We start from the raw sequence: 19,059 nt of genomic DNA, 5'->3' as shown, positions 1-19,059 counted from the left end.
TTTCTTTTGGAAATATAAGGATGTCCAAAGTCTTATTATTTAAAAAAATCACGGGGAGTGACGACATGAATGCTTTGAAGAGAACGCCTTTTTTCGCTTTTTACTCCGCTTACCCGGAGTCCAGGAGCATTGATTTCGGCGGCTGGGAGCTACCGGTGCAGTTCACCGGCATCCAGAAGGAGCATGAAGCGGTCCGCAGCCGGGCGGGATTGTTCGACGTCTCGCACATGGGCGAATTCATGGTGACCGGCAGCGGAGCGGAGGCTTACCTGCAGCACATGACGACCAACGATGTTGGCAGGCTCGCGGACGGCCAGGCGCAGTATTCGCTTCTCTGCTACCCGGACGGCGGCACGGTCGACGACCTGCTCGTATACCGCCTGGGCGAAGGGCGCTACATGCTTGTCGTGAACGCCTCCAACATCGATAAGGATTTCCAGTGGCTTCAGGACCATCTGCCGGAGAGCGGCGTGGAGCTTACGGACCGGTCGGAGGAAACGCTGCTGCTGGCGGTTCAAGGGCCGCACGCCCAACAAATCATAAGCGAGGTTTCCTCTGTGGCGCCGGCCGGTCTGAAGCCGTTCCATTTCGCGGAGCGCGCGGTCGTGTGCGGCGTGGAAGTGCTGCTGTCGCGCACAGGCTATACCGGCGAAGACGGCTTTGAGCTGTATGCTCCGGTAGACGCTGCGGAAAAGCTGTGGAACGGGCTGCTCGAAGCGGGCAGCGCCCACGGGCTTACGCCGGCGGGCCTCGGCGCGCGCGACACGCTTCGCTTCGAAGCGAAGCTGCCGCTGTACGGCCAAGAGTTGTCGAAGGACATCTCGCCGCTGGAAGCGGGACTCGGCTTCTTCGTGAAGCTGGATAAGGCCGACTTTATCGGCCGCGAAGCGCTGCTGGCCCAGAAGGAGCAGGGCGTTCCCCGCCGCCTGGTCGGAATCGAAATGATCGACCGCGGCATTCCGCGCTCGCATTATCCCGTATACACGGGGGAACAGCAGATCGGCGAGATTACGACCGGCACGCAGTCGCCGACGCTGAAGCGGAACCTGGGGCTTGCCCTGGTGGATGCCCGGTACGGCGAAATCGGCACGGAGCTGGAAGTTGAAATCCGTGGCAAGCGGCTCAAGGCAGCCGTAGTGAAAGCCCCTTTTTACAAGAAAAGCCGTTAGGGACCTGCCTGTGTAGGACATAACCTATTCATTTAATCAGCTTTATAATTAATCAGCTTCATAATTAATCAGCCAAGGAGTGAATCCGAAAATGAAGCATCGTTATCTGCCAATGACCGAGCAGGACCGCAGCGAAATGCTGGCGGAGATCGGAATTCAGTCCGTGGAGGAACTGTTCGCCGATATTCCCGAGGCCGTGCGCTACAAGGGCCGGCTGCCCATGTCGGAAGCGCTGGACGAATACGCCCTGCTGCGGCATATGAAGCGTCTGGCGGACAAGAACGCCGATTTCGACAGCCACATCAGCTTCCTGGGCGCGGGCCTTTACGATCACCATGTTCCCGTCGTCATTAACCATGTTATTTCCCGTTCGGAATTTTATACGGCTTACACGCCTTACCAGCCGGAGATCAGCCAGGGGGAACTGCAAGCGATCTTCGAATTCCAGTCGTACATCTGCGAGCTGACCGGCATGAAGGTCGCCAACGCCAGCATGTACGACGGCGCGACGGCTTTATCCGAAGCGGCGGTTCTGGCTTCAGGCGCTGCGAAGCGCAAGAAGATCATTGTAAGCACCGCCGTCCACCCCGAAGCGCGGCAGGTGCTGAAGACGTCCGCCGCCGGACTCGGCCTTGAAATCGCCGAGGTTGGCTGCACGGACGGCGTCACCGATCTTGCGCTGCTGGCGCAGGCGGTCGACGGCGAGACGGCAGCGGTGCTCGTGCAGTACCCGAACTTCTTCGGGTGCATCGAGAACCTGGCCGCCATCGAGCAGCTCACGCATGACGCCAAAGCGCTGCTCGTGGTCAGCGCCAACCCCCTTGCCCTCGGCGCACTCGAGACGCCGGGCAAGCTGGGCGCCGACATTGTCGTCGGCGACGCTCAGCCGCTCGGCATCAACGCCTCGCTAGGCGGGCCGACCTGCGGCTACTTCGCGGTCGCCGAGCATCTCATGCGGCGCATCCCCGGCCGCATCGTCGGCCAGACGGTCGACCGCAGCGGCAAACGCGGCTTCGTGCTGACGCTTCAGGCCCGGGAGCAGCATATCCGCCGCGAGAAAGCGACGTCGAACATCTGCTCCAACCAGGCGCTGCTGGCGCTCTGCGCTTCGGTCTACCTGTCCGTCATGGGCAAGGAAGGCATGCGCGAGGTCGGCGGACTGAATATCCGCAAGAGCCATTACGCCGCTGCCCGCCTCGGGGCCGTCCAAGGCGTTAAGATCGCTTTCGACTCCCCGTTCTTCAACGAATTCGTCCTGAAGCTGCCGGAGGGCAGCGATCCGGGCGCAGTTAACGCCAAACTTCTAAGGGAGGGCTTCCTTGGCGGCTACGATCTCGGCAAGGACTATCCCGAGCTTGCCGGCCACATGCTGATTGCCGTAACGGAGAAGCGGAGCAAGAGCGAAATCGACGAATTTGCAAGCGTACTGGAGGGCTGCTTATGAAACCGGAACAAAGCCTTATTTTTGAACTGAGTCGTCCCGGAAGGGCGGCCTACTCCCTGCCGGAATGCGATGTGCCCGCCGAGGAAAGCCTGGAGACGCTGATTCCCGCCGAGCTGTTGCGGAGCGAACCGGCTGCGCTTCCGGAAGTGTCCGAGGTGGATGTCATCCGCCACTACACTTCCCTGTCCCGCCGCAACTTCGGCGTCGACAACGGCTTCTATCCGCTCGGCTCCTGCACGATGAAATATAATCCGAAGATCAACGAGGATGTCGCCCGCTTCCCTGGATTTGCGAAGATTCATCCGTACCAGCCGGAAGAGAGCATCCAGGGCGCGCTGGAGCTGATGCACACGCTGCAGAGCGACCTAGCCGCGCTGACCGGCATGGACGCCGTATCGCTCCAGCCCGCCGCCGGCGCGCACGGCGAATGGACCGGACTGATGATGATCCGCGCCTATCATGAAGCCCGCGGCGAAGTCCGGACCAAGGTCATCGTTCCGGACTCCTCGCACGGCACGAATCCGGCCAGCGCCTCGGCTGCGGGCCTGACGACAGTGACCATTCCTTCCAATGAACACGGAATGGTCGATCTGGAGGCGCTGAAAAACGCAGTCGGCAGCGACACCGCTGCGCTCATGCTGACCAACCCGAGCACGCTCGGCCTGTTCGAGACGCAGATTGTCGAGATCGCCCGGATCGTGCACGAAGCGGGCGGCTTGCTCTACTATGACGGCGCGAATTCGAACGCGATCATGGGCATCACCCGCCCCGGCGACATGGGCTTCGACGTTGTGCATCTCAACCTGCACAAGACGATGAGCACGCCGCACGGCGGCGGCGGTCCGGGCGCTGGCCCGGTCGGCGTCAAGGCAAAGCTGACTCCGTTCCTGCCCGGCCCGACCGTGGCCAAGACGGAAGACGGGGGCTTCACGCTTAAAGAAGGCGGCCCGCAGTCGATCGGCCGGGTGAAGGCTTACTACGGCAACTTTGGCATTCTCGTCCGCGCTTACGCGTACATCCGCACCTACGGTCCGGACGGACTGCGCGAGGTGTCGGAGAATGCCGTGCTGAACGCCAACTATATGCTGCAACGGCTGGCGCCGTATTTTGAGGTGCCTTACCCCGGCATCTGCAAGCATGAGTTCGTTCTGTCCGGCAAAAATCTGAAAGCCTACGGCGTCCGAACACTCGATGTCGCCAAACGCCTGCTCGACTTCGGCTACCATCCGCCGACCGTCTACTTCCCGCTCAACGTGGAGGAGTGCATTATGATTGAGCCGACCGAGACGGAAAGCAAAGAAACGCTCGACGGGTTCATCGACACGATGATCCGGATTGTGCAGGAGGCGAAGGAGACGCCGGAAGTCGTCCTGAACGCGCCGCATACAACGGAAATCAGCCGGCTTGACGAGACGCAGGCGGCGCGGAAGCCCGTGCTGAACTGCTCCTGCGGATAAGCCTGCGGCAACACGGCATTAACACGATACAGTCCCTCTTGAACATCCGGCCCATTTTTTTCGCCGGATGCGTCAAGGGGGATTTTCTATGTTCGCGGAGAGGATGGTTGGTCCTGACCGTCATACTTGGCCAGCAGCTCCTTCAGCTTCGATCTCATGCACTCGATCAGCTCCGGCGGTTCCGTCACCTCGGCGTCGCTGCCAAGGCCGATGAACAGTCTGGCGAAATAAGGTATTTCGCTGTTCGGAATATCCCCGTCAATCCAACCGGTGCCGTCTTCCCGAACCCGCAGCAGCCCCCGCCGTCCCAGCTCCGCTTCGCACACCCTTACCCCCTCCTCGCTCAATTGAACGCGGCAGCGGGTATTCGGGCTTTTGTCCGAAAAAGAATCCTCCCAGTTGTCCAGATGAATGCTGCGCAAATCCAGCGGCTTCGTCACGGGGTCTCCCTCTTTCACGCTTTCGATCCGGTCGCAGCGGAACAGGCGGACGCCGCCGCGCAAAAAGCAGTACGCCGGACAGTACCACAGCCCGCTGCTGGCATAAATCCCGATCGGCTGAATGTTCCGTTCCGATAGCGTGTCCTGCGACTTATATCCGATCCGAACGGTCTGTTGCATCACAGCTGCCTCAAGCAGCACCGACAGATAGGGAGATTCCGCCTGCCTCGCCGGAACGACGAAATCCACCCGGTTCTTCATCTGGTCAATCCGGTCACGCACGTCCCCGGACATGTAATGATAAAATTTGCCCAGCGCCGAAGAAGCTTCCGTCTCAAAGGGGATGTAGGAATAATGACGAAGAGCATGGCATGCGAAAAAAAGGGCAACCGCTTCCTCCTCGGTGAAAGCGATGGGCGGCAGAATTCGTTCGTTCAGCACCTGATAGCCGCCGTGCGGCCCCACCTCCGAATACAAGGGGACACCCAGTTCGCCAAGCTCCTGCAAATCCCTTAATATGGTCCTCGATGACACACCAAACTCCAGCGCAAGCTCCTTGACGGTAAATTTTCGCTTCCGGTTAACGGTCAGCATCAGCTCCAGCAGCCGTTTTGATTTGGACATGGTGTCCCGGCTTTCGTGTTTGGACATGGGCGCTAAGCCTCCTTTCTGCCTGTGGGACGGAATCTTCCAACTATTTTATGACAATACTTGTCACTATTATAAGCTACAATAGGAACCGAATCCCAGAGCGCCGCAGCCTCAAATTGCGCTTCCTCGTTGAACGATCCGAATGCAGAACGATGCGAATGCGGGGCGCTGTCGGCCCAAATCAATGAATTCGAAGGGTGTGAGCTTATGCAAGCCGTAAGTGAAATGAAAGGTCTTCTCCTGCATGAACTGGAACATATCGTCCGAACCTCTTCCAAGCTGATTGCCAAAATCTCTCCCGAGCACTGGGGCTACCTTCCAAGGGACAATATGCGCTCCCTGCTGGAGCTGGCGCAGCATCTCGTCTCCGTTCCCTCGGTCGATCTGCTGATCCTGCAGGAAAAAGGGCAGCCGGACATCCGCCGGACGGAAGAAGAGATTAACGAAGCCGGGACTTCGGAGAATTTGTCGGCGTGGATGGACAAAGGCTTTCAGGATCTGAAAGCGTACATGGAGAACTTAAGCGAAGAGGACTTTCTTCACAAAGCCACTAAGCCCTTTTATTTGGAGCAAGGCTCGGTGCAGGCGAAATGGCTGATTGAAATTGTCACCCATGCCCAGCACCACCGGGCGCAGCTCTTTAATTACATGAAGGAACTGGGCTATGAAGTGAACATGTTCGATCTGTACTGAACCCGGATGAGGGAAGATTCCCCGGGAAGGAGGAAAACAGGATGTTTGATTATAAATCAAACTACGCTTCAGTGAGCTATACCCGGAAGTTCTTTGAAGGTCCGGATACGACCTTGTCATACATCGACTTTGGGGGCAAGGGCTTTCCGATGCTTGCCCTGCACGGCCATATGAACGAAGGCTTGTTAGCACAGGGTCTGGCCGGGGCGCTGGCCGGTGAATACCGTGTTATCACGCTGGACCAGCGGGGGCACGGAGAGTCAGGCCGCCCTTTAAGTTACGATAACGACCGCTACGTCGACGATGTTCTGGCGCTGCTTGATCATCTCGGCATCGATCATGCCGCCCTGCTTGGACACTCTCTCGGCGGCGTCGTCGCTTACCGGCTCGCGGCCGGCCGGAACGGGTGCGTGCGCTGGTTATCGAGGATATCGGCGCGGTCGTGGACGACGATCTGAGCTTTGCGGCCGAATGGCCGCGCCGCATGCCGACCAAGGAGGCGCTGATTACCGCTCTTGGACGCCTGGGTCCGGCCTTCGCCTACTCGATGCGGCAGTATGAGGACGGTTGGGGACTGCCCTTTGTTCCTGAAGATATGATTCAATCCCAGGGACAGCTGAACGGGGACCATTGGAACGACTGGCTCTCGACCGTTTGTCCTGCCCTGCTGCTTCACGGTATGCGAAGCACTTGCCTATCTTACGGGCAGGCGGAAGAAATGGCGCGCAGAAGGCAGAATACGAAGCTCGTACATCTGGACGCTGGCCATGCCATCCATTTTGACGCGCCGAATCGTTACCTTGAGGAGATTCAGCGTTTTCTTAAATCGCTCTGAATGAAGCCCCCCAATTCCGAGAAAACAAATGGAGCGATTCGCCCCGGATCAAGTCCGGAACGTCATCGCTCCATTTAACATTTATAATCGTTTGTTCCAGCGGATTGTGGACTACGCCGCTTGTTTCAGCGCTTTTCTGCGCTGCTTAGCCGACTTGCGGAAGTAGAACAGCTCGTAAATGGCCGGCACCACAATCAGCGTCAACACCGTGGCTGCGGTCAAACCGCCGACGACCACGATGGCCAGACTTTGCGAGACGATACTGCCCTGCTCGGAATGGCCGAACAGCAGCGGCAGCATCGCGCAGATGGTGGCGATGGCCGTCATCAGAATCGGCCGCATCCGCGTTCCGGCCGCTTCGAGGAGCGCTTCGCGAATACTCATATGCTCCTCGTTATGCTTGACACGGTCAATCAGCACAATAGCGTTCGTGACTACAATGCCGATCAGCATCAGCGCCCCGAATACGGCGGTGAAATCGGGGGTCACTCCCGATACCAGCAGACCGACGACGGCGCCGATGGCCGCCAGCGGCAGCGAGAACATAATGGCAAGCGGAGCGCGAAGCGTCTTGAAGGTGATGACCATGATCAGGTAGACGAGGCCGATTGAAATGAGCGCCGTCATGCCCAGGTCCTTGAAATCGCCCGCCTGGTCGGCGGAGGCGCCGCCCGAGATGATGGTTACGCCTTCCGGCAGCTTGATGCTGTCGGTTTCTTTTTTAATGGAGGCCCCGATTTCGGAAACCTTCTTCGGATCGACTTCTGCCGTGATGCGTACATAAGGCTTGCCTTCTTTACGGTACAGCATGGCCGGTTCTTCACGAACCTCCAGGCTGGCAAGCTGCGACAGCGGCTTAGGACCGGTTGAAGTCATCAGCGTAATGCCCTTCAAGTCCGCCTGAGATTTCGGCTCGGCTAAAGGAGACAAAATAACCGACGCCGGAGAGCCATTCAGTTCCATCTCGCCGAGCGGGATCGGATTCAGCATAGCGGCCAGCTGCATCGTTACTTCCTGCGCGTTGGCCTGCGCCGGATTCACGTTGAAGGCAAAGACCGGCTTCGTATCCTCCATATTGCTGGAGATTTTTTGGATGCCGTCAATTGTCTTGACCTTATCCACAACCTGACCCGCCGCCGCAGTAACCTTGGACAGATCTTCGCCGGCGATATCTATGAATTCGCTTGTCGAAGCCGAAGGCATGATGCTGGCTTCATTCGCCGTCAGGGTAGCGCCGGCAAAGGTATTTTGCAGGCCGCGGATGGTATCAATGAACGCCTGGGCGTCGGCATCTTTCTTTATAGTCGCGGTAAAGTTGACCACGGTAGCTGAGGATACATTGCCCCATTTAGCGGAATCGGCGCTGTTCCCGGATTGCATGATTACCGTCTCTGCCTGAGGTTGTTTAATCAATTCCTGTTCCAGCCGTTTCCCCTGTTCAAGAACCTCCGCGACCGGTGTATCATTCGGGTATTTCAGCTCTACCGAGACCATGCTAGCATCGGAAGCGTCAAGCGCGCCCTTAGGCATGTTCATGTACGCTGCAATTGAAGATACCAGAATAATCAGCCCCAGCGACAGCGACACCCACTTATGGTTCAGGTTCCACTTAAGGAACCGCAGGAATCCCTTGGACGGCTCATGCTCCTTCATCGATGTCTTCCGCAGCATCACGGAGCTTAGCAATGGAACGACAGTCAATGCGACCACCAGCGATGTCAGCAGCGAGTACGTTACGGTCAAGGCAAAGGGCAGCAGGAACGCCTGCAGGCTGCCCCGCAGCAGACCCATCGGCAGGAAGACGGCGACGGTCGCAACGGTCGAGGACGTAATCGCCCGGGCAACCTCTTTAGTCGCACTGATCATCATGTCAATGGAAAAGGACTCTTTCTGCAATCTGCGGTAAATGTTCTCGATAACCACGATACTGTCGTCGACCAGACGGCCAACTGCAACCGCTACCCCGCCGAGCGTAATAATGTTCAGGGTAATGCCAGAGATATCGAGCAGGTATAAAGTAACGGCCAGCGACAGCGGAATGGAAACGGCCGTCACGAGCGTCGCCCGCAGGTTGCGCAGGAATATCAAAATGACGATCGTTGCAAACAATGCGCCGAGCAGCACTTCACGCATCATGCTGTTCACGGAATCGACGACCATATCCGAGGTGCTGAATACGACGGCGGCTTCCGCGCCTTTTACGGTCGAATTAATGTTCTCTACGGCATCCTTGACTTTATTGCCGACATCAACCGCGTTGGCATTGGGTTCTTTCGTTACCACCGCGAACAGCACATCCTTGCCGTTCGAGCGGCTGACGCTTTCCTGATCGCTCTTCTCCTGAACAGACGCAATATCCTGAAGCGTTACCCCAGCCGAGACCGGCAGCTTCTTCAAAGTATCGATACTATCGATAGAGGATACGACGCTCACGCTGCCTGTCTGCCCGCCAATCGTCTGCTCCCCGATGGAAGCCGATACGTTACGGCCCTGAAGCAGGCCGGTAATTTGTGCGACGGATACTTTCTTCTCCGCCATAAGACGCGGATCCAGCTTAATCGTCACCTGCGGCGCGGTTTTGCCGTACAGCGCAACGTTCGCAACGCCATCAATCTTTTGAAGCTCGGGAATAATCACCGTCTCCGCTATCTTCAGGTTCTCTTCGGTTATTCCTGTGTCGAACGCGAGAGTAGCCTCGGAAACCGGAATCATCGAGGTATTCAGCTGCAACACGAACGGCTTCATCACCCCTTGCGGGAATTGCAGCGCGTCGACCGCCTTCTGCACCTCCTGCGCGGCATCCTTCATATTCGTCTTGGAGTCGAAACCAATGTCCACTTTAGTGAAGCTGTCTCCCGAAGTGGACGTCATGCTCGTCTTTCCTTTGACCGTGGAAACGGCGGCTTCGATCGGCTTGGTTACCTTCTCCTCCATCGAATGCGCGTCCTGTCCAGGGCCGAGCGCCGTTATCGTCACCTGCGGATTATCCGCCTCCGGCATGAACTCCATCGGCAGTGAGCTATAGCTCATCACTCCCACAACGAGCGCCATCGCAATCAGCAGCCCCGCGGCCGCCTTATTGCTGAACGCCCATTTTGTCAACCATGTCATTATTAATTTCTCCTTCCACTCCCCAGTATTGTTAATGCTCTTGTTGCTTATTTTTTATGTAGAATTGGTTTTCTCTTGATTCAGTTTAGTTTTTTTCAAGCGGGCTTAAAACAGTCGGACGGCGGGTTTGATTCTCAGCCTCTGGTCTGAGACCGTCCCCTACCAAAGGATGGGGACATATTACCCAAATAAGCGCGGCTAACCGCTCTTCATGATGGCAGTCTCCAATCCTCAACCCAAAGCCGCGCCGCCTCGATGAATCGATTGGCCGCCGGTGACGCCTGCTTCCTGGAAGGAACAACGATTCCCAGCGACCTTGAGCAGGGAATTTCCAATTCCAGCATCGAGACACGATGATTGCGGCTCTTCAGGATCATCTCGGAGATAATACTGATTCCAAGCCCGTTCTCTACCATGGCGATGATGGCGTAATCGTCGCCGGCGAGGAATTGGACGCGGGGCTGGTAAGGAAGCTTCTGAAGCACGCGCCTGACGTCCTGATCGCAGCCGGGGGTCGGCATGATAAAAGATTCCTGCTCCATCTGGGCAAACGTTATCCGCTCCATCCCGCTCAAAGGATGCTCCTTCGGCACGATACAGACCATCCGGTCCTCTCTAAGCGGGATAGTCTCGAAATTCCCCAAAGCGGGCAAGGACATGAAGCCGAAATCGATCGTGCCGTTCTTCAACCCGTCTTCGATCTCGTCAAAATCACCGTTAACCAGCTTTATCTCGATCCGGAGATGCTCCTCCCGAAAGCGGCGCATGATGCCCGGCAGCCAATTGATGGAGATGCTGGAAAAGGTGCCGATTCGGACAATCCCGGCTTCAATTCCATTAATGGCCGCAACCTCCTGCTTAAGCTGTTCGTGACAACCCAGCATATTCCGCACATGCTTCAACACGCGCTCGCCATTCGCCGTCAAACGCACCCCCGTCCGGTTCCGAATCATCAGGACACAGCCGAGCTCGTCTTCAAGGCTGCTGAGAGCATGGCTGACCGCAGACTGGGTAAGCCCAAGAGTTTCGGCGGCCCGGGCAAGGCTCCCCAGTTCAACAATGGTTTGAAAGACTTCGTATTTGATCAGGCTCACCTTCGCACCTCCGATAGATGAATATTTTTCAAGAATACCTTCACAAACATTCATTTTATTTAATCTAAATTCAGTTTTATACTAGCTTTAAAACAAGGATGCGTCCAGCGCAGATTTCTGAAGGCCGGATTTCCTTGGCAAAATCAGCTGAACCAAAAGGAGCCGGTTATGATGAAACAAAGAAACGCCGATTTACTGATGATGCTTGTCACCTTAAGTTGGGGCTCCTCCTATCTTTTTATGAAGGATGGATTGAATTCGGTCTCCCCGTTTAATCTGGTCGCCCTTCGGTTCGCCTTGGCGTTCATTCTATGCGGGGCTGTATGGTTTAAACGATTGCGTTCGACGGATAAGAAGACGCTGATCTATTCCTTCGTACTCGGATTTCTTTTGTTCGCCGTCTCCGCATCCGTAATTTTCGGCCTCAGAAGCACTTCAACGTCCCATGCCGGTTTTCTAGCCAGTCTAACGGTCATTTTCGTTCCTGCCTTGTCGGTGATTGTGCTAAAGCAAAAGCCTGCGGCGAAGCTAATAGCCGGCGCCTGCGTGACAATGATCGGCATCGGGCTGCTGACACTCAGCGGTCCGATGACCGTGAAGCCGGGGGATCTATTATGCATCCTTGCCGCGCTGCTGTACGCCGTCCATATTCTGGTGACGGGAGCGGCGGCCAAGGTTGCCGATACGCTGAATCTCGGTATCCTGCAATTGGGATTCGCCGGTGGCCTGGGCTTGTTGTTCTCCCTCTTGTTCGAATCCCCCCGGGTCCCTGCATCCATGGGAGGCTGGATCTCCGTCCTGATGCTCAGCGTTGTGTGCAGCGCGGCAGGCTACATCATTCAATCGATCGCGCAAAAGTATACGACACCGACCCATACGGGACTTATTTTTGCTTTGGAACCCGTTTTTGCCGCCGCTTTCGCCTACGTATTTGCCAACGAGCACCTCTCCGTACGAGGTTATGTTGGAGCGGCACTGATTTTATCAGGGGTATTCATTGCAGAGATGAAGTTCAAGCGCACAAGTTCAAAAAGGATTGAATGCGCTAATTAAAGCAAAGCCGCGGGGCATGACGCTCAAACCGGCAAAGAAATGGACCGGCTTCCCGAATGAACGTTGAATGTTATCCATCCTGCCCCGTCTTCACCTTCTCGCGGAATAGGGCTTTTAGCATGGGCGGCGTTACGAGCGTCGTTATGATCACGACAATAATAACAGAGGTAAAATAGGCCTGAGGCAGCAGTCCGCTCCCAAGTCCCATCGCGGCGATAATCAAGGCTACTTCCCCTCGGGAGACCATCCCGGCGCCGATGGCTATGGAGGAGTGATTGTTGAATCCGGTCAGACGCGCGCCGAGGCCGCCGCCGATCATCTTGCTCAGCACCGCCGCAATCGACAGGACAATGACAAAGCCGATCTGGCTTCCCGCGCCTTTAAGAGAAACGTTCAGCCCGATGCTGACAAAGAACACCGGAACGAACATGGCGTAAGCGATAGGCTCCAGCTTTTCCTGAACGTTGTGCTTATAGGCAGTCTGTGAGACCGCGATCCCGGCAGCGAACGCGCCGATAATGCCGGCCATTCCGGTCCATTCGGCGAACCAGGAAAAAGCAAAGCAGATCACAAGCGCGATGCTGACGGTCGCTTCCGTTACTTTGAGCGGCGCCAGCCATTTGAGCACCCGGGGAACGATCAGCCAGCCGGCAATGAGGGCAACCGCAAAGAAGAGCAGCTTCTTACCGATGAGAAGTCCCAGGGAGACCGATTCTCCCTCGCCGAACAGGCTCATGAGCACCGCAAGCATAATCACGACCAGAATATCGTCAACGACCGCTGCTCCCAGAATCGTCGAGCCCTCCCGGGAATTCAGCTTGTTCATATCCTTGAGCACCTGGGCGGAAATGCTGACGGAGGTCGCGCTTAAGATCGCGCCAAGAAACAGCGAATGCGAATAAGAAAAGCCGAACAGCTCCGCAATGCCCATGCCTCCAAAGAGCGGAAGGATGATTCCGCCCACCGCTACGGCAATGGACGACTTCCAGCTCCGCCGGAGCTGGTCCAGATCCGTTTCGAGTCCTGCGATGAACATCAGCAGAAGTACGCCGATTTCGGACATAAAGTGAATGAATTCTCCCTCCTGAATCCAGCCCAGCACCGCCGGGCCGAGCACGATTCCCACAATCAGCTTGCCGAGAACGGCAGGCTGGCCCAGGCGCACGGCCAAATCCCCGGCCAGCTTGGTGGATAGCAGAATCAGCAGCAAAGTCAAAATAAATTCCATCGATATCCCTCTCCATTTCTCTATAAGATGGGAAAAGCCATAGCACACTTCAGTAAAACACCCTGAAAACGGCAAAAAGGAGCCCTTGGTGACAGGCTCCTCCAATTAATTGCTCATTATTCAATTGCCGCTGCAATTCCTTCATTCTCTAATAGTTTACCCGAATTTAAATGGGTTGTACAGGTTACGCCGATATTCCCGCCTCGGTTGGCCGCAGAATAGCGGAACCGATCGCCAGCAGGATGGCCGCCATTAAGCCTAGAACCGCAAAGGGCAGCCATAGTTCGCTCCAGCCGCTGCCGGTCGCGGCGAGGTCTGCGGCCTGAATTGCCCATTTTTGCGGGACGAAATTCGCGGCCTTCTGCATGTAATCCGGCATGATCGAGATCGGCCAAAAGCAGCCGCCCAGCATGCAGGTCGGGGTGAGGATGAGCGCGTTCAGCATGCCTGCGTTGTTCGGGTTGCGGATGAGTCCGGCAACCGTGCTGGCCAGCCCCATCGATACGAGCATGAACGCGGCAAGCACCAGGAAATAAATATACATCGGCAGCTCATAATTATAGTTCAGCACATAACGGCCCACCAGAAGCACGACGGCAACCTGGATGATTCCAACTGTAAAGCTGCCCAGAAAGTTGCCGACTGCGATTTCATAGGAACGGACCGGCGCGCTGAATATCCGCATCATCGTCCGCTGTCTGCGGTCATCCATAATGACCGAGACGGAGCTTGTAACCATGGCCATCAGAAACATCAGCATAAATCCGGTAACAGTATCCAGACCTTGACGGGGATACAGGTTATAATCGGTCTTCAGACTTCCCACGCGGTGCTGCTCGGCCTGCTGCAGAATGGCGGTCAATTGCGCGTCGGGCGCAGCGGCCGAATTGGCGTCCGGCCCACCAACCGTGCCGCTCGTGCCGCTCATGGCGGAGGCCGTTCCGGAAGCCGAGCTGACCGCCCTGGCACCGGTCGTGCCTTCAGCCGTCCCGGCGGCTGCAATGGTTCCCGCCGAGCCTACCGCCGAGGCCAGCTCGCGCAGCCGGTCGCCGATTTCCCCGGCTTTCATTTTGAGCGTAATCGACGCTTCGGACGTCTTTAGCTCATAGATATGGATTTGCGGCGCCTGGCCGGCGAGCAGCGAAGACGTATAGCCTGCCGGAATATCCAGTCCCGCACGCCCCTCCTCGTTAAGGACTCCGGCGCGCAGCTCGCCCTCGCTCTTTTTTTCAACCAGGGCATAATCTCCTGTCTTCTTCAGTTCGGCTATGACATGCGCTCCTACGGAACCTTTATCGAGATTGCTGTACAGCACGGTCGCCTTATCATTCCCCGCACCCCCGGTCATCCAGATAATAATGGAAACAATGACGCCCGGCATGATAATATAGGCGATCAATCCTCTCCGGCTGCCGATCATCCGCTTTACCAGATTCCAGGCTATCGTCATAATATTATGCATGGTAACCCACCTTTCGGTATGAGAAGAATGCCAAACCCAGAAGAACGAGACAGATCAGCGACAGCATTGCGAGACTGCCGGAAATCTGCGATAGCGGGGACTCCAGCATCATCCGCAGAACACCCCGCAATCCCCAATGATTGATTGAAAAGGCGCCTCCCGTGTTCACCCAGGAATCAGGCAGAGGGGCCATTCCTCCGCTGATAAACGTCATCACCACCGTAAGCCCGCTTGAAATGGACCGCGCCGACGCTGCCGTCTGGGCAAACATGGCTATAGTGACCGACAACGTGAGCGAAGCAAGAATCATCAGCAGACACAACAGCGCCAGAATCCCCGGGCGGTTGCCCCAATACACGCCGAACAGAAAATGTGTGGCAAAAATAATGGCGGCGCACTGCAGGACAGACACTATGCCGATGCCGAGCATTTTCCCCCTAAAAAGTTCCGAGCCTTTCACTGGCATGGAGCCGATCCGAAACAGCGTATGGTTATCCTTTTCGCTGTACAAGCTGGTGATCACCATCTGTCCGCACAGGAGCAGGAACATCATAAGCATTGAGGCGGCGTAAAACTGGGAAGCGGTATACGATTGTCCCCCTTCATTCAACTTGCCGAGCACGACGGACGGACTGGCTTGCCCCGGCTCCAACATAGCGCTAATCGCCTGGGGTCCAAGCGTCAAGGCGGCAGCCTGCGTGTAATTGATTTTGCTCAGGAAATTATCGAACACGGTCGCTGCAACCATATTGTCACTCCGGTCCTTGCCGAGAATATATTCAAGCTTCGCTTGCTGTCCGCTCTGAACGTCCTGGTCGAATCCCGCCGGAACGATGACGGCATAGCCGTATTCTCCCGAACGCACTCCGCTTACCGCCGCTTCCCGGCTGTCTGCGATTTCCGGTGTAATGATCTCCGCGACCCCCGGCGACTTCAGGAAGCTCCCGATCATCTGCGAGCGTTCAGAAGGATTCGCTGCCGCATCGACAATGCCAACCCGGAAGGGATGGATCGTCCGGTCCTTGCCTTCGCCAATAACGCCGGAAAGCGCCGAGCCGAGCAGGAAAATCAGCAGAATCGGCAGCAGGAACAAGTTGATCAGCATCGTGCGGGAGCGGAAGAGCCGCCGCAGCTCATAAGCTGCAATCGTCCAAATATTAGTCATGGTTCTCTCCCTCCTAATCCCTTAAGGTGCGTCCGGTCAGGCTTAGGAATAACGTCTCCAGATCCGGCTCCTCGATTTGCAAAGTCTGAATCACGCCCCCATGCTTGGCGAAAATAAACAGGATATCCTGCAGCTCGCTTTGGGAGGACGGCAGGTACAGCTCCACCGTCTCGCCTTCCGCTTCGACCCGGGTGACCCGGGGATGCCGCTTCAGTTCCGTAATCAGTTCAGGAGTGATACTGCCAGCTTTGATGACGATCTTCTCTTCATGGGCGACCCGTTCCCGCAGCTCTTTTTCCGTCCCGCAGGCAATGATATGCCCCTTATCCATAATGGCCACCCTGTCGCATATGGCTTCGACCTCTTCCATGTAGTGACTCGTATAGATGACGGTGGAACCCAGCTTATTGAGCGCTTTTACCGATTCAAGGATATGATTTCGGGATTGCGGGTCGATTCCCACCGTCGGCTCATCCATAATAATCAGCTTGGGCCGGTGCATAATAGCGCAGGCGATGTTGAGCCGCCGTTTCATCCCTCCGGAAAAAGTGGACGGCTTATCCTTCGCCCGGTCGGCGAGCCCGGTGAATTCCAGCGCCTCCTGCACCCGCTCCTTCAGCAGCCCGCCGCGCAGGCCGTACAGCTTCCCGAAAAAGGATGCATTTTCCCAGGCAGTCAGATCTTCGTACAGCGCCAAGTCCTGAGGGACGAGTCCAATTCTTTTTTTGGCCTCAAGCGGCTGCTTCGCTACGGAGATGCTATCGATGACGATGCTTCCCCCGTCCATCTTCAGTAGACCGCAGAGCATGCTGATCGTCGTGCTCTTGCCCGCGCCGTTCGGGCCGAGCAGGCCGAAAATTTCACCCTCCCGAATGCTCAGATTCACATGATCCACCGTCAATTTGCTGTCATATCTTTTCACCACATCGGTTAGCTGTGCAAGCGCCATTGTTCATCTCTCCTGCCCTCGTATTCTTCATGGCTTCATTGTAGCGCAACCCCGCAGCGGCCGAAGGTACGGAAGGTCATGAAGTGAAGGTGACTTTAGTCATCTCTTCAGGAAAAGGCGGCCGATAAGCACGGCGGGTATGCACTTTTTATGATTGGGGCCCCGTACCGAAGCGCATGGGATATGCTAAGATGGAAGGGCGACCTTCTATTACTATTGAAAAGGATGACGACGTGTGAACAAGGAGCTGAAGCTGCTGAGGTACGGACTGATTGCCGTACCCGCTTTTCTCTCGATGTACGTCCAGGAATATGCCAACAATGGCCGGTTCACCCTGCATCTGCTGATCCTTCTGCTGCTGGCGACGCTTGGAGCACGTCTTCCCGCGCGCTTTACGGCAGCGATTGCCGCGGCTGAAATGCTGTACTCTTCCTGGCTGTGCTTCAGGTACGGAAGCCTCATGGCACTTCCTTCCCTGTCTGCGCTGCTCGTCTATTCCCGTCTTCGCCCCCGGCCGCTGCCTTATCTTTTTGCGGGGATTCATCTCGCCGCCCTAAACGCCGCCGTCATGGAAGCCTCTCCGCTGATCTCCGCCTGGGTTAACCTGACTTTTCTGCTGGCTGCCGTGCTGTGCGCCCAGCTGCATTCGGCGGGACGCGGCAAGGAAGAGACGCTTCATCTGTACGACGAGCTGCGCAAGAAGCATTTCGAGCTGGATGAAGCGCGCAGCCGGATACTGCAGTTCGCCTCTCAGGTGGAAAATGCAGCCCAAGCCGAGGAACGGGTGCGGATTTCCCGCCAGCTGCACGACGATATCGGCCACCGGCTGATCCGCGTCAAAATGATGATGGAGGCCGCGCTTCACACGCTTCCCTCCGCTCCCGAAGCGGGCATGACCATGATGGGGCAGGTGCGCGACCAGCTTGCCGAGTGCATGGACGACCTGCGCTTCGCTGTAAGACGCATCGGCCGGGGGCCGCAGCTTGAAGGCGCCTATGCCCTGGACCGGCTGCTGGAAGAGACGGGCCGGGATACTGGCATCGAGACCTCCTATACGGTGGAAGGCGCGCCTTATCCGCTCTATCCGAGCCTTCAGGTTGTGCTGTACAAAAATGCCCGCGAGGCGATCACCAACGGACTCCGGCACGGACATGCGACATCGGTCGGCATCAAGCTCCGCTACAGCCCGTCCGAAGTCACGATGGAAATCAGCAATAACGGAAAGACGGCAATGGAAGAGGATGGAAGCGAGATAGCGGTGAGTGATGGCGATAACCGGGACGATGGAACCCGCTCGGGACGGTTGACCGGTATGAACGAAGAGTTGCCTCTTGCCGGCGGCATGGGACTGAGAGGAATGGAGGAGCGGACCCGGCTGGTCGGCGGAACGCTCCGGATTCGGACCGCTTATCCCTTTACTGTGATTACGACGCTGCCGGTCTACAAGCAGAGCGAAATTATATAGAGCGGCAGGGAAGATCAGGTTTCTTTTGAGGAGGGGAACAGCAATCGTGATTAACGTAGTAATCGTGGACGACGATTCCTTTATACGGGAAAGTCTGAAGGTGCTCGTCGGCATGGACCCGGAAATTCAGGTATCGGGGGCCGCGGGAGACGGTGGCGAGGCGCTAAAGCTGCTGGAAAACGGGGCGGAAGCCGACGTCGTGCTGATGGATATCCGCATGCCCGGTATTGACGGCGTGGAGGGAACGCGGCTGATCAAGCGGGATTACCCGAAGGTTGCCGTGCTGATGCTGACCACCTTCGATGATGACGAATATATTATCGAGGCGCTCAAAGGGGGAGCCAGCGGCTATCTGCTAAAAAACATCCCCCCCGACCGCATTATCCAGGGCATCAAAACGGTCCATGAGGGCAACATGCTCATTCATCCCGACATTGCCCGCAAGCTGGCGAGCTTTCTTCAGCCCGCAGCCGCAGAAACGGCCCCTCGTCCGCTTGAATCATATGGGCTGACCAAAACGGAGCTGTCGATTGTCTCGGCGATCGCCGAGGGATTTTCGAACAAGGAAATTGCCGCCGAACTCTTCTTAAGCGAGGGCACGGTCAAAAACTACATAACCGAAATTCTAAGCAAGCTGGGACTGCGGGACCGGACACAGATCGCTATTTTTTATTTGAAGAATCAGCGGTGAGTCGTAGCGGTATTCATAGAGGATGCTTAAAAAACAGGTTCATCTCCAAATCAGTACTGCCATGTGATTAGCAAGAGAGGGCGGCTTGAATGGAGTTATAAGGCATACTTTACAATGATCTGAGTTTGCCTGGTGGATAAATTCGGGGCTGC

16 protein-coding genes are annotated in these 19,059 nt (G+C 56.5%); 9 read left to right on the top strand and 7 right to left on the bottom strand.

All coding sequences use genetic code 11. The annotated features are described in order from the left end of the window. The first annotated feature begins 65 nt into the window (after positions 1-65). The 3 genes from gcvT to gcvPB all read left to right on the top strand — a co-directional run bounded on the left by gcvT (position 66) and on the right by gcvPB (position 4,070). Positions 66-1,169 (top strand): glycine cleavage system aminomethyltransferase GcvT, encoded by a 1,104-nt coding sequence (gene gcvT, locus EH198_RS16865; protein WP_124696689.1) that lies wholly within the window; start codon positions 66-68, stop codon positions 1,167-1,169. Positions 1,170-1,260: 91 nt separating this feature from the next. Continuing rightward, a complete protein-coding gene (gene gcvPA, locus EH198_RS16860) occupies positions 1,261-2,613 on the top strand; it encodes an aminomethyl-transferring glycine dehydrogenase subunit GcvPA (protein ID WP_124696688.1) in 1,353 nt (450 codons plus the stop codon). After that, positions 2,610-4,070, top strand: a complete 1,461-nt coding sequence (gcvPB, locus tag EH198_RS16855; protein WP_124696687.1) for an aminomethyl-transferring glycine dehydrogenase subunit GcvPB — start codon at positions 2,610-2,612, stop codon at positions 4,068-4,070. The genes gcvPA and gcvPB overlap by 4 nt, the downstream gene beginning before the upstream one ends. 86 nt (positions 4,071-4,156) lie before the next feature. Here gcvPB and EH198_RS16850 read toward each other — a convergent pair whose 3' ends face one another. Continuing rightward, the gene (locus tag EH198_RS16850) at positions 4,157-5,134 is read right to left on the bottom strand and encodes a helix-turn-helix transcriptional regulator (protein ID WP_124696733.1); all 978 of its coding nucleotides are present in this window, start codon (positions 5,132-5,134) and stop codon (positions 4,157-4,159) included. 234 nt (positions 5,135-5,368) lie between these two features. Here EH198_RS16850 and EH198_RS16845 point away from each other — a divergent pair, with 234 nt between their 5' ends. The 3 genes from EH198_RS16845 to EH198_RS24920 are packed head-to-tail and all read left to right on the top strand — an operon-like array spanning position 5,369 to position 6,689. Beyond that, a complete protein-coding gene (locus tag EH198_RS16845) occupies positions 5,369-5,854 on the top strand; it encodes a DinB family protein (RefSeq protein WP_124696686.1) in 486 nt (161 codons plus the stop codon). A 41-nt stretch (positions 5,855-5,895) separates the two neighbouring features. Next, the gene (locus EH198_RS24925) at positions 5,896-6,312 is read left to right on the top strand and encodes an alpha/beta fold hydrolase (RefSeq protein ID WP_221621536.1); all 417 of its coding nucleotides are present in this window, start codon (positions 5,896-5,898) and stop codon (positions 6,310-6,312) included. Beyond that, positions 6,261-6,689 (top strand): alpha/beta fold hydrolase, encoded by a 429-nt coding sequence (locus EH198_RS24920; protein WP_221621535.1) that lies wholly within the window; start codon positions 6,261-6,263, stop codon positions 6,687-6,689. The genes EH198_RS24925 and EH198_RS24920 overlap by 52 nt, the downstream gene beginning before the upstream one ends. A gap of 111 nt (positions 6,690-6,800) precedes the next feature. Here EH198_RS24920 and EH198_RS16835 read toward each other — a convergent pair whose 3' ends face one another. Both EH198_RS16835 and EH198_RS16830 read right to left on the bottom strand, forming a co-directional pair. Beyond that, positions 6,801-9,800, bottom strand: a complete 3,000-nt coding sequence (locus EH198_RS16835; protein WP_124696685.1) for an efflux RND transporter permease subunit — start codon at positions 9,798-9,800, stop codon at positions 6,801-6,803. Positions 9,801-10,009: 209 nt separating this feature from the next. Further along, on the bottom strand, positions 10,010-10,894 hold the full coding sequence (locus EH198_RS16830; RefSeq protein WP_124696684.1) for a LysR family transcriptional regulator: 885 nt from the start codon (positions 10,892-10,894) through the stop codon (positions 10,010-10,012). Positions 10,895-11,065: 171 nt separating this feature from the next. Here EH198_RS16830 and EH198_RS16825 point away from each other — a divergent pair, with 171 nt between their 5' ends. Beyond that, positions 11,066-11,947, top strand: coding sequence for a DMT family transporter (locus EH198_RS16825; RefSeq protein ID WP_124696683.1), 882 nt, complete (start codon positions 11,066-11,068; stop codon positions 11,945-11,947). A gap of 70 nt (positions 11,948-12,017) precedes the next feature. Here EH198_RS16825 and EH198_RS16820 read toward each other — a convergent pair whose 3' ends face one another. The 4 genes from EH198_RS16820 to EH198_RS16805 form a co-directional block, all read right to left on the bottom strand. Further along, positions 12,018-13,175 carry a cation:proton antiporter gene (locus tag EH198_RS16820; protein WP_124696682.1) on the bottom strand — a complete coding sequence of 386 codons (1,158 nt, stop codon included), beginning with the start codon at positions 13,173-13,175 and terminating at the stop codon, positions 12,018-12,020. 184 nt (positions 13,176-13,359) lie between these two features. Continuing rightward, positions 13,360-14,637: an ABC transporter permease gene (locus EH198_RS16815; RefSeq protein ID WP_124696681.1), complete on the bottom strand. Its 1,278-nt coding sequence runs from the start codon at positions 14,635-14,637 to the stop codon at positions 13,360-13,362. After that, the gene (locus EH198_RS16810) at positions 14,630-15,802 is read right to left on the bottom strand and encodes an ABC transporter permease (RefSeq protein ID WP_124696680.1); all 1,173 of its coding nucleotides are present in this window, start codon (positions 15,800-15,802) and stop codon (positions 14,630-14,632) included. Before EH198_RS16810 ends, EH198_RS16815 begins: the two co-directional genes overlap by 8 nt. 13 nt (positions 15,803-15,815) lie before the next feature. Continuing rightward, positions 15,816-16,751: an ABC transporter ATP-binding protein gene (locus EH198_RS16805; protein WP_124696679.1), complete on the bottom strand. Its 936-nt coding sequence runs from the start codon at positions 16,749-16,751 to the stop codon at positions 15,816-15,818. A 235-nt stretch (positions 16,752-16,986) separates the two neighbouring features. Here EH198_RS16805 and EH198_RS16800 point away from each other — a divergent pair, with 235 nt between their 5' ends. Continuing rightward, positions 16,987-18,216 carry a sensor histidine kinase gene (locus tag EH198_RS16800; RefSeq protein WP_246014376.1) on the top strand — a complete coding sequence of 410 codons (1,230 nt, stop codon included), beginning with the start codon at positions 16,987-16,989 and terminating at the stop codon, positions 18,214-18,216. Between the two features lie 46 nt (positions 18,217-18,262). Then, positions 18,263-18,907, top strand: coding sequence for a response regulator transcription factor (locus tag EH198_RS16795; protein ID WP_124696678.1), 645 nt, complete (start codon positions 18,263-18,265; stop codon positions 18,905-18,907). The last annotated feature ends 152 nt before the right edge of the window (positions 18,908-19,059 follow it).

It is taken from the genome of Paenibacillus rhizophilus, from assembly GCF_003854965.1.
GTDB lineage: Bacteria > Bacillota > Bacilli > Paenibacillales > Paenibacillaceae > Paenibacillus_AQ > Paenibacillus_AQ rhizophilus.
The sequence above is the reverse complement of the archived record's forward strand: the minus strand, read 5'-3'. Positions and strand labels throughout refer to the sequence as shown.

Bases quoted from the DNA above. Each gene is read 5' to 3' on its own strand.
- gcvT (WP_124696689.1), top strand. From the start codon at position 66: ATGAATGCTTTGAAGAGAACGCCTTTTTTCGCTTTTTACTCCGCTTAC.
- gcvPA (WP_124696688.1), top strand. From the start codon at position 1,261: ATGAAGCATCGTTATCTGCCAATGACCGAGCAGGACCGCAGCGAAATG.
- gcvPB (WP_124696687.1), top strand. From the start codon at position 2,610: ATGAAACCGGAACAAAGCCTTATTTTTGAACTGAGTCGTCCCGGAAGG.
- EH198_RS16850 (WP_124696733.1), bottom strand. From the start codon at position 5,134: ATGTCCAAATCAAAACGGCTGCTGGAGCTGATGCTGACCGTTAACCGG.
- EH198_RS16845 (WP_124696686.1), top strand. From the start codon at position 5,369: ATGCAAGCCGTAAGTGAAATGAAAGGTCTTCTCCTGCATGAACTGGAA.
- EH198_RS24925 (WP_221621536.1), top strand. From the start codon at position 5,896: ATGTTTGATTATAAATCAAACTACGCTTCAGTGAGCTATACCCGGAAG.
- EH198_RS16835 (WP_124696685.1), bottom strand. From the start codon at position 9,800: ATGACATGGTTGACAAAATGGGCGTTCAGCAATAAGGCGGCCGCGGGG.
- EH198_RS16825 (WP_124696683.1), top strand. From the start codon at position 11,066: ATGAAACAAAGAAACGCCGATTTACTGATGATGCTTGTCACCTTAAGT.
- EH198_RS16820 (WP_124696682.1), bottom strand. From the start codon at position 13,175: ATGGAATTTATTTTGACTTTGCTGCTGATTCTGCTATCCACCAAGCTG.
- EH198_RS16815 (WP_124696681.1), bottom strand. From the start codon at position 14,637: ATGCATAATATTATGACGATAGCCTGGAATCTGGTAAAGCGGATGATC.
- EH198_RS16810 (WP_124696680.1), bottom strand. From the start codon at position 15,802: ATGACTAATATTTGGACGATTGCAGCTTATGAGCTGCGGCGGCTCTTC.
- EH198_RS16805 (WP_124696679.1), bottom strand. From the start codon at position 16,751: ATGGCGCTTGCACAGCTAACCGATGTGGTGAAAAGATATGACAGCAAA.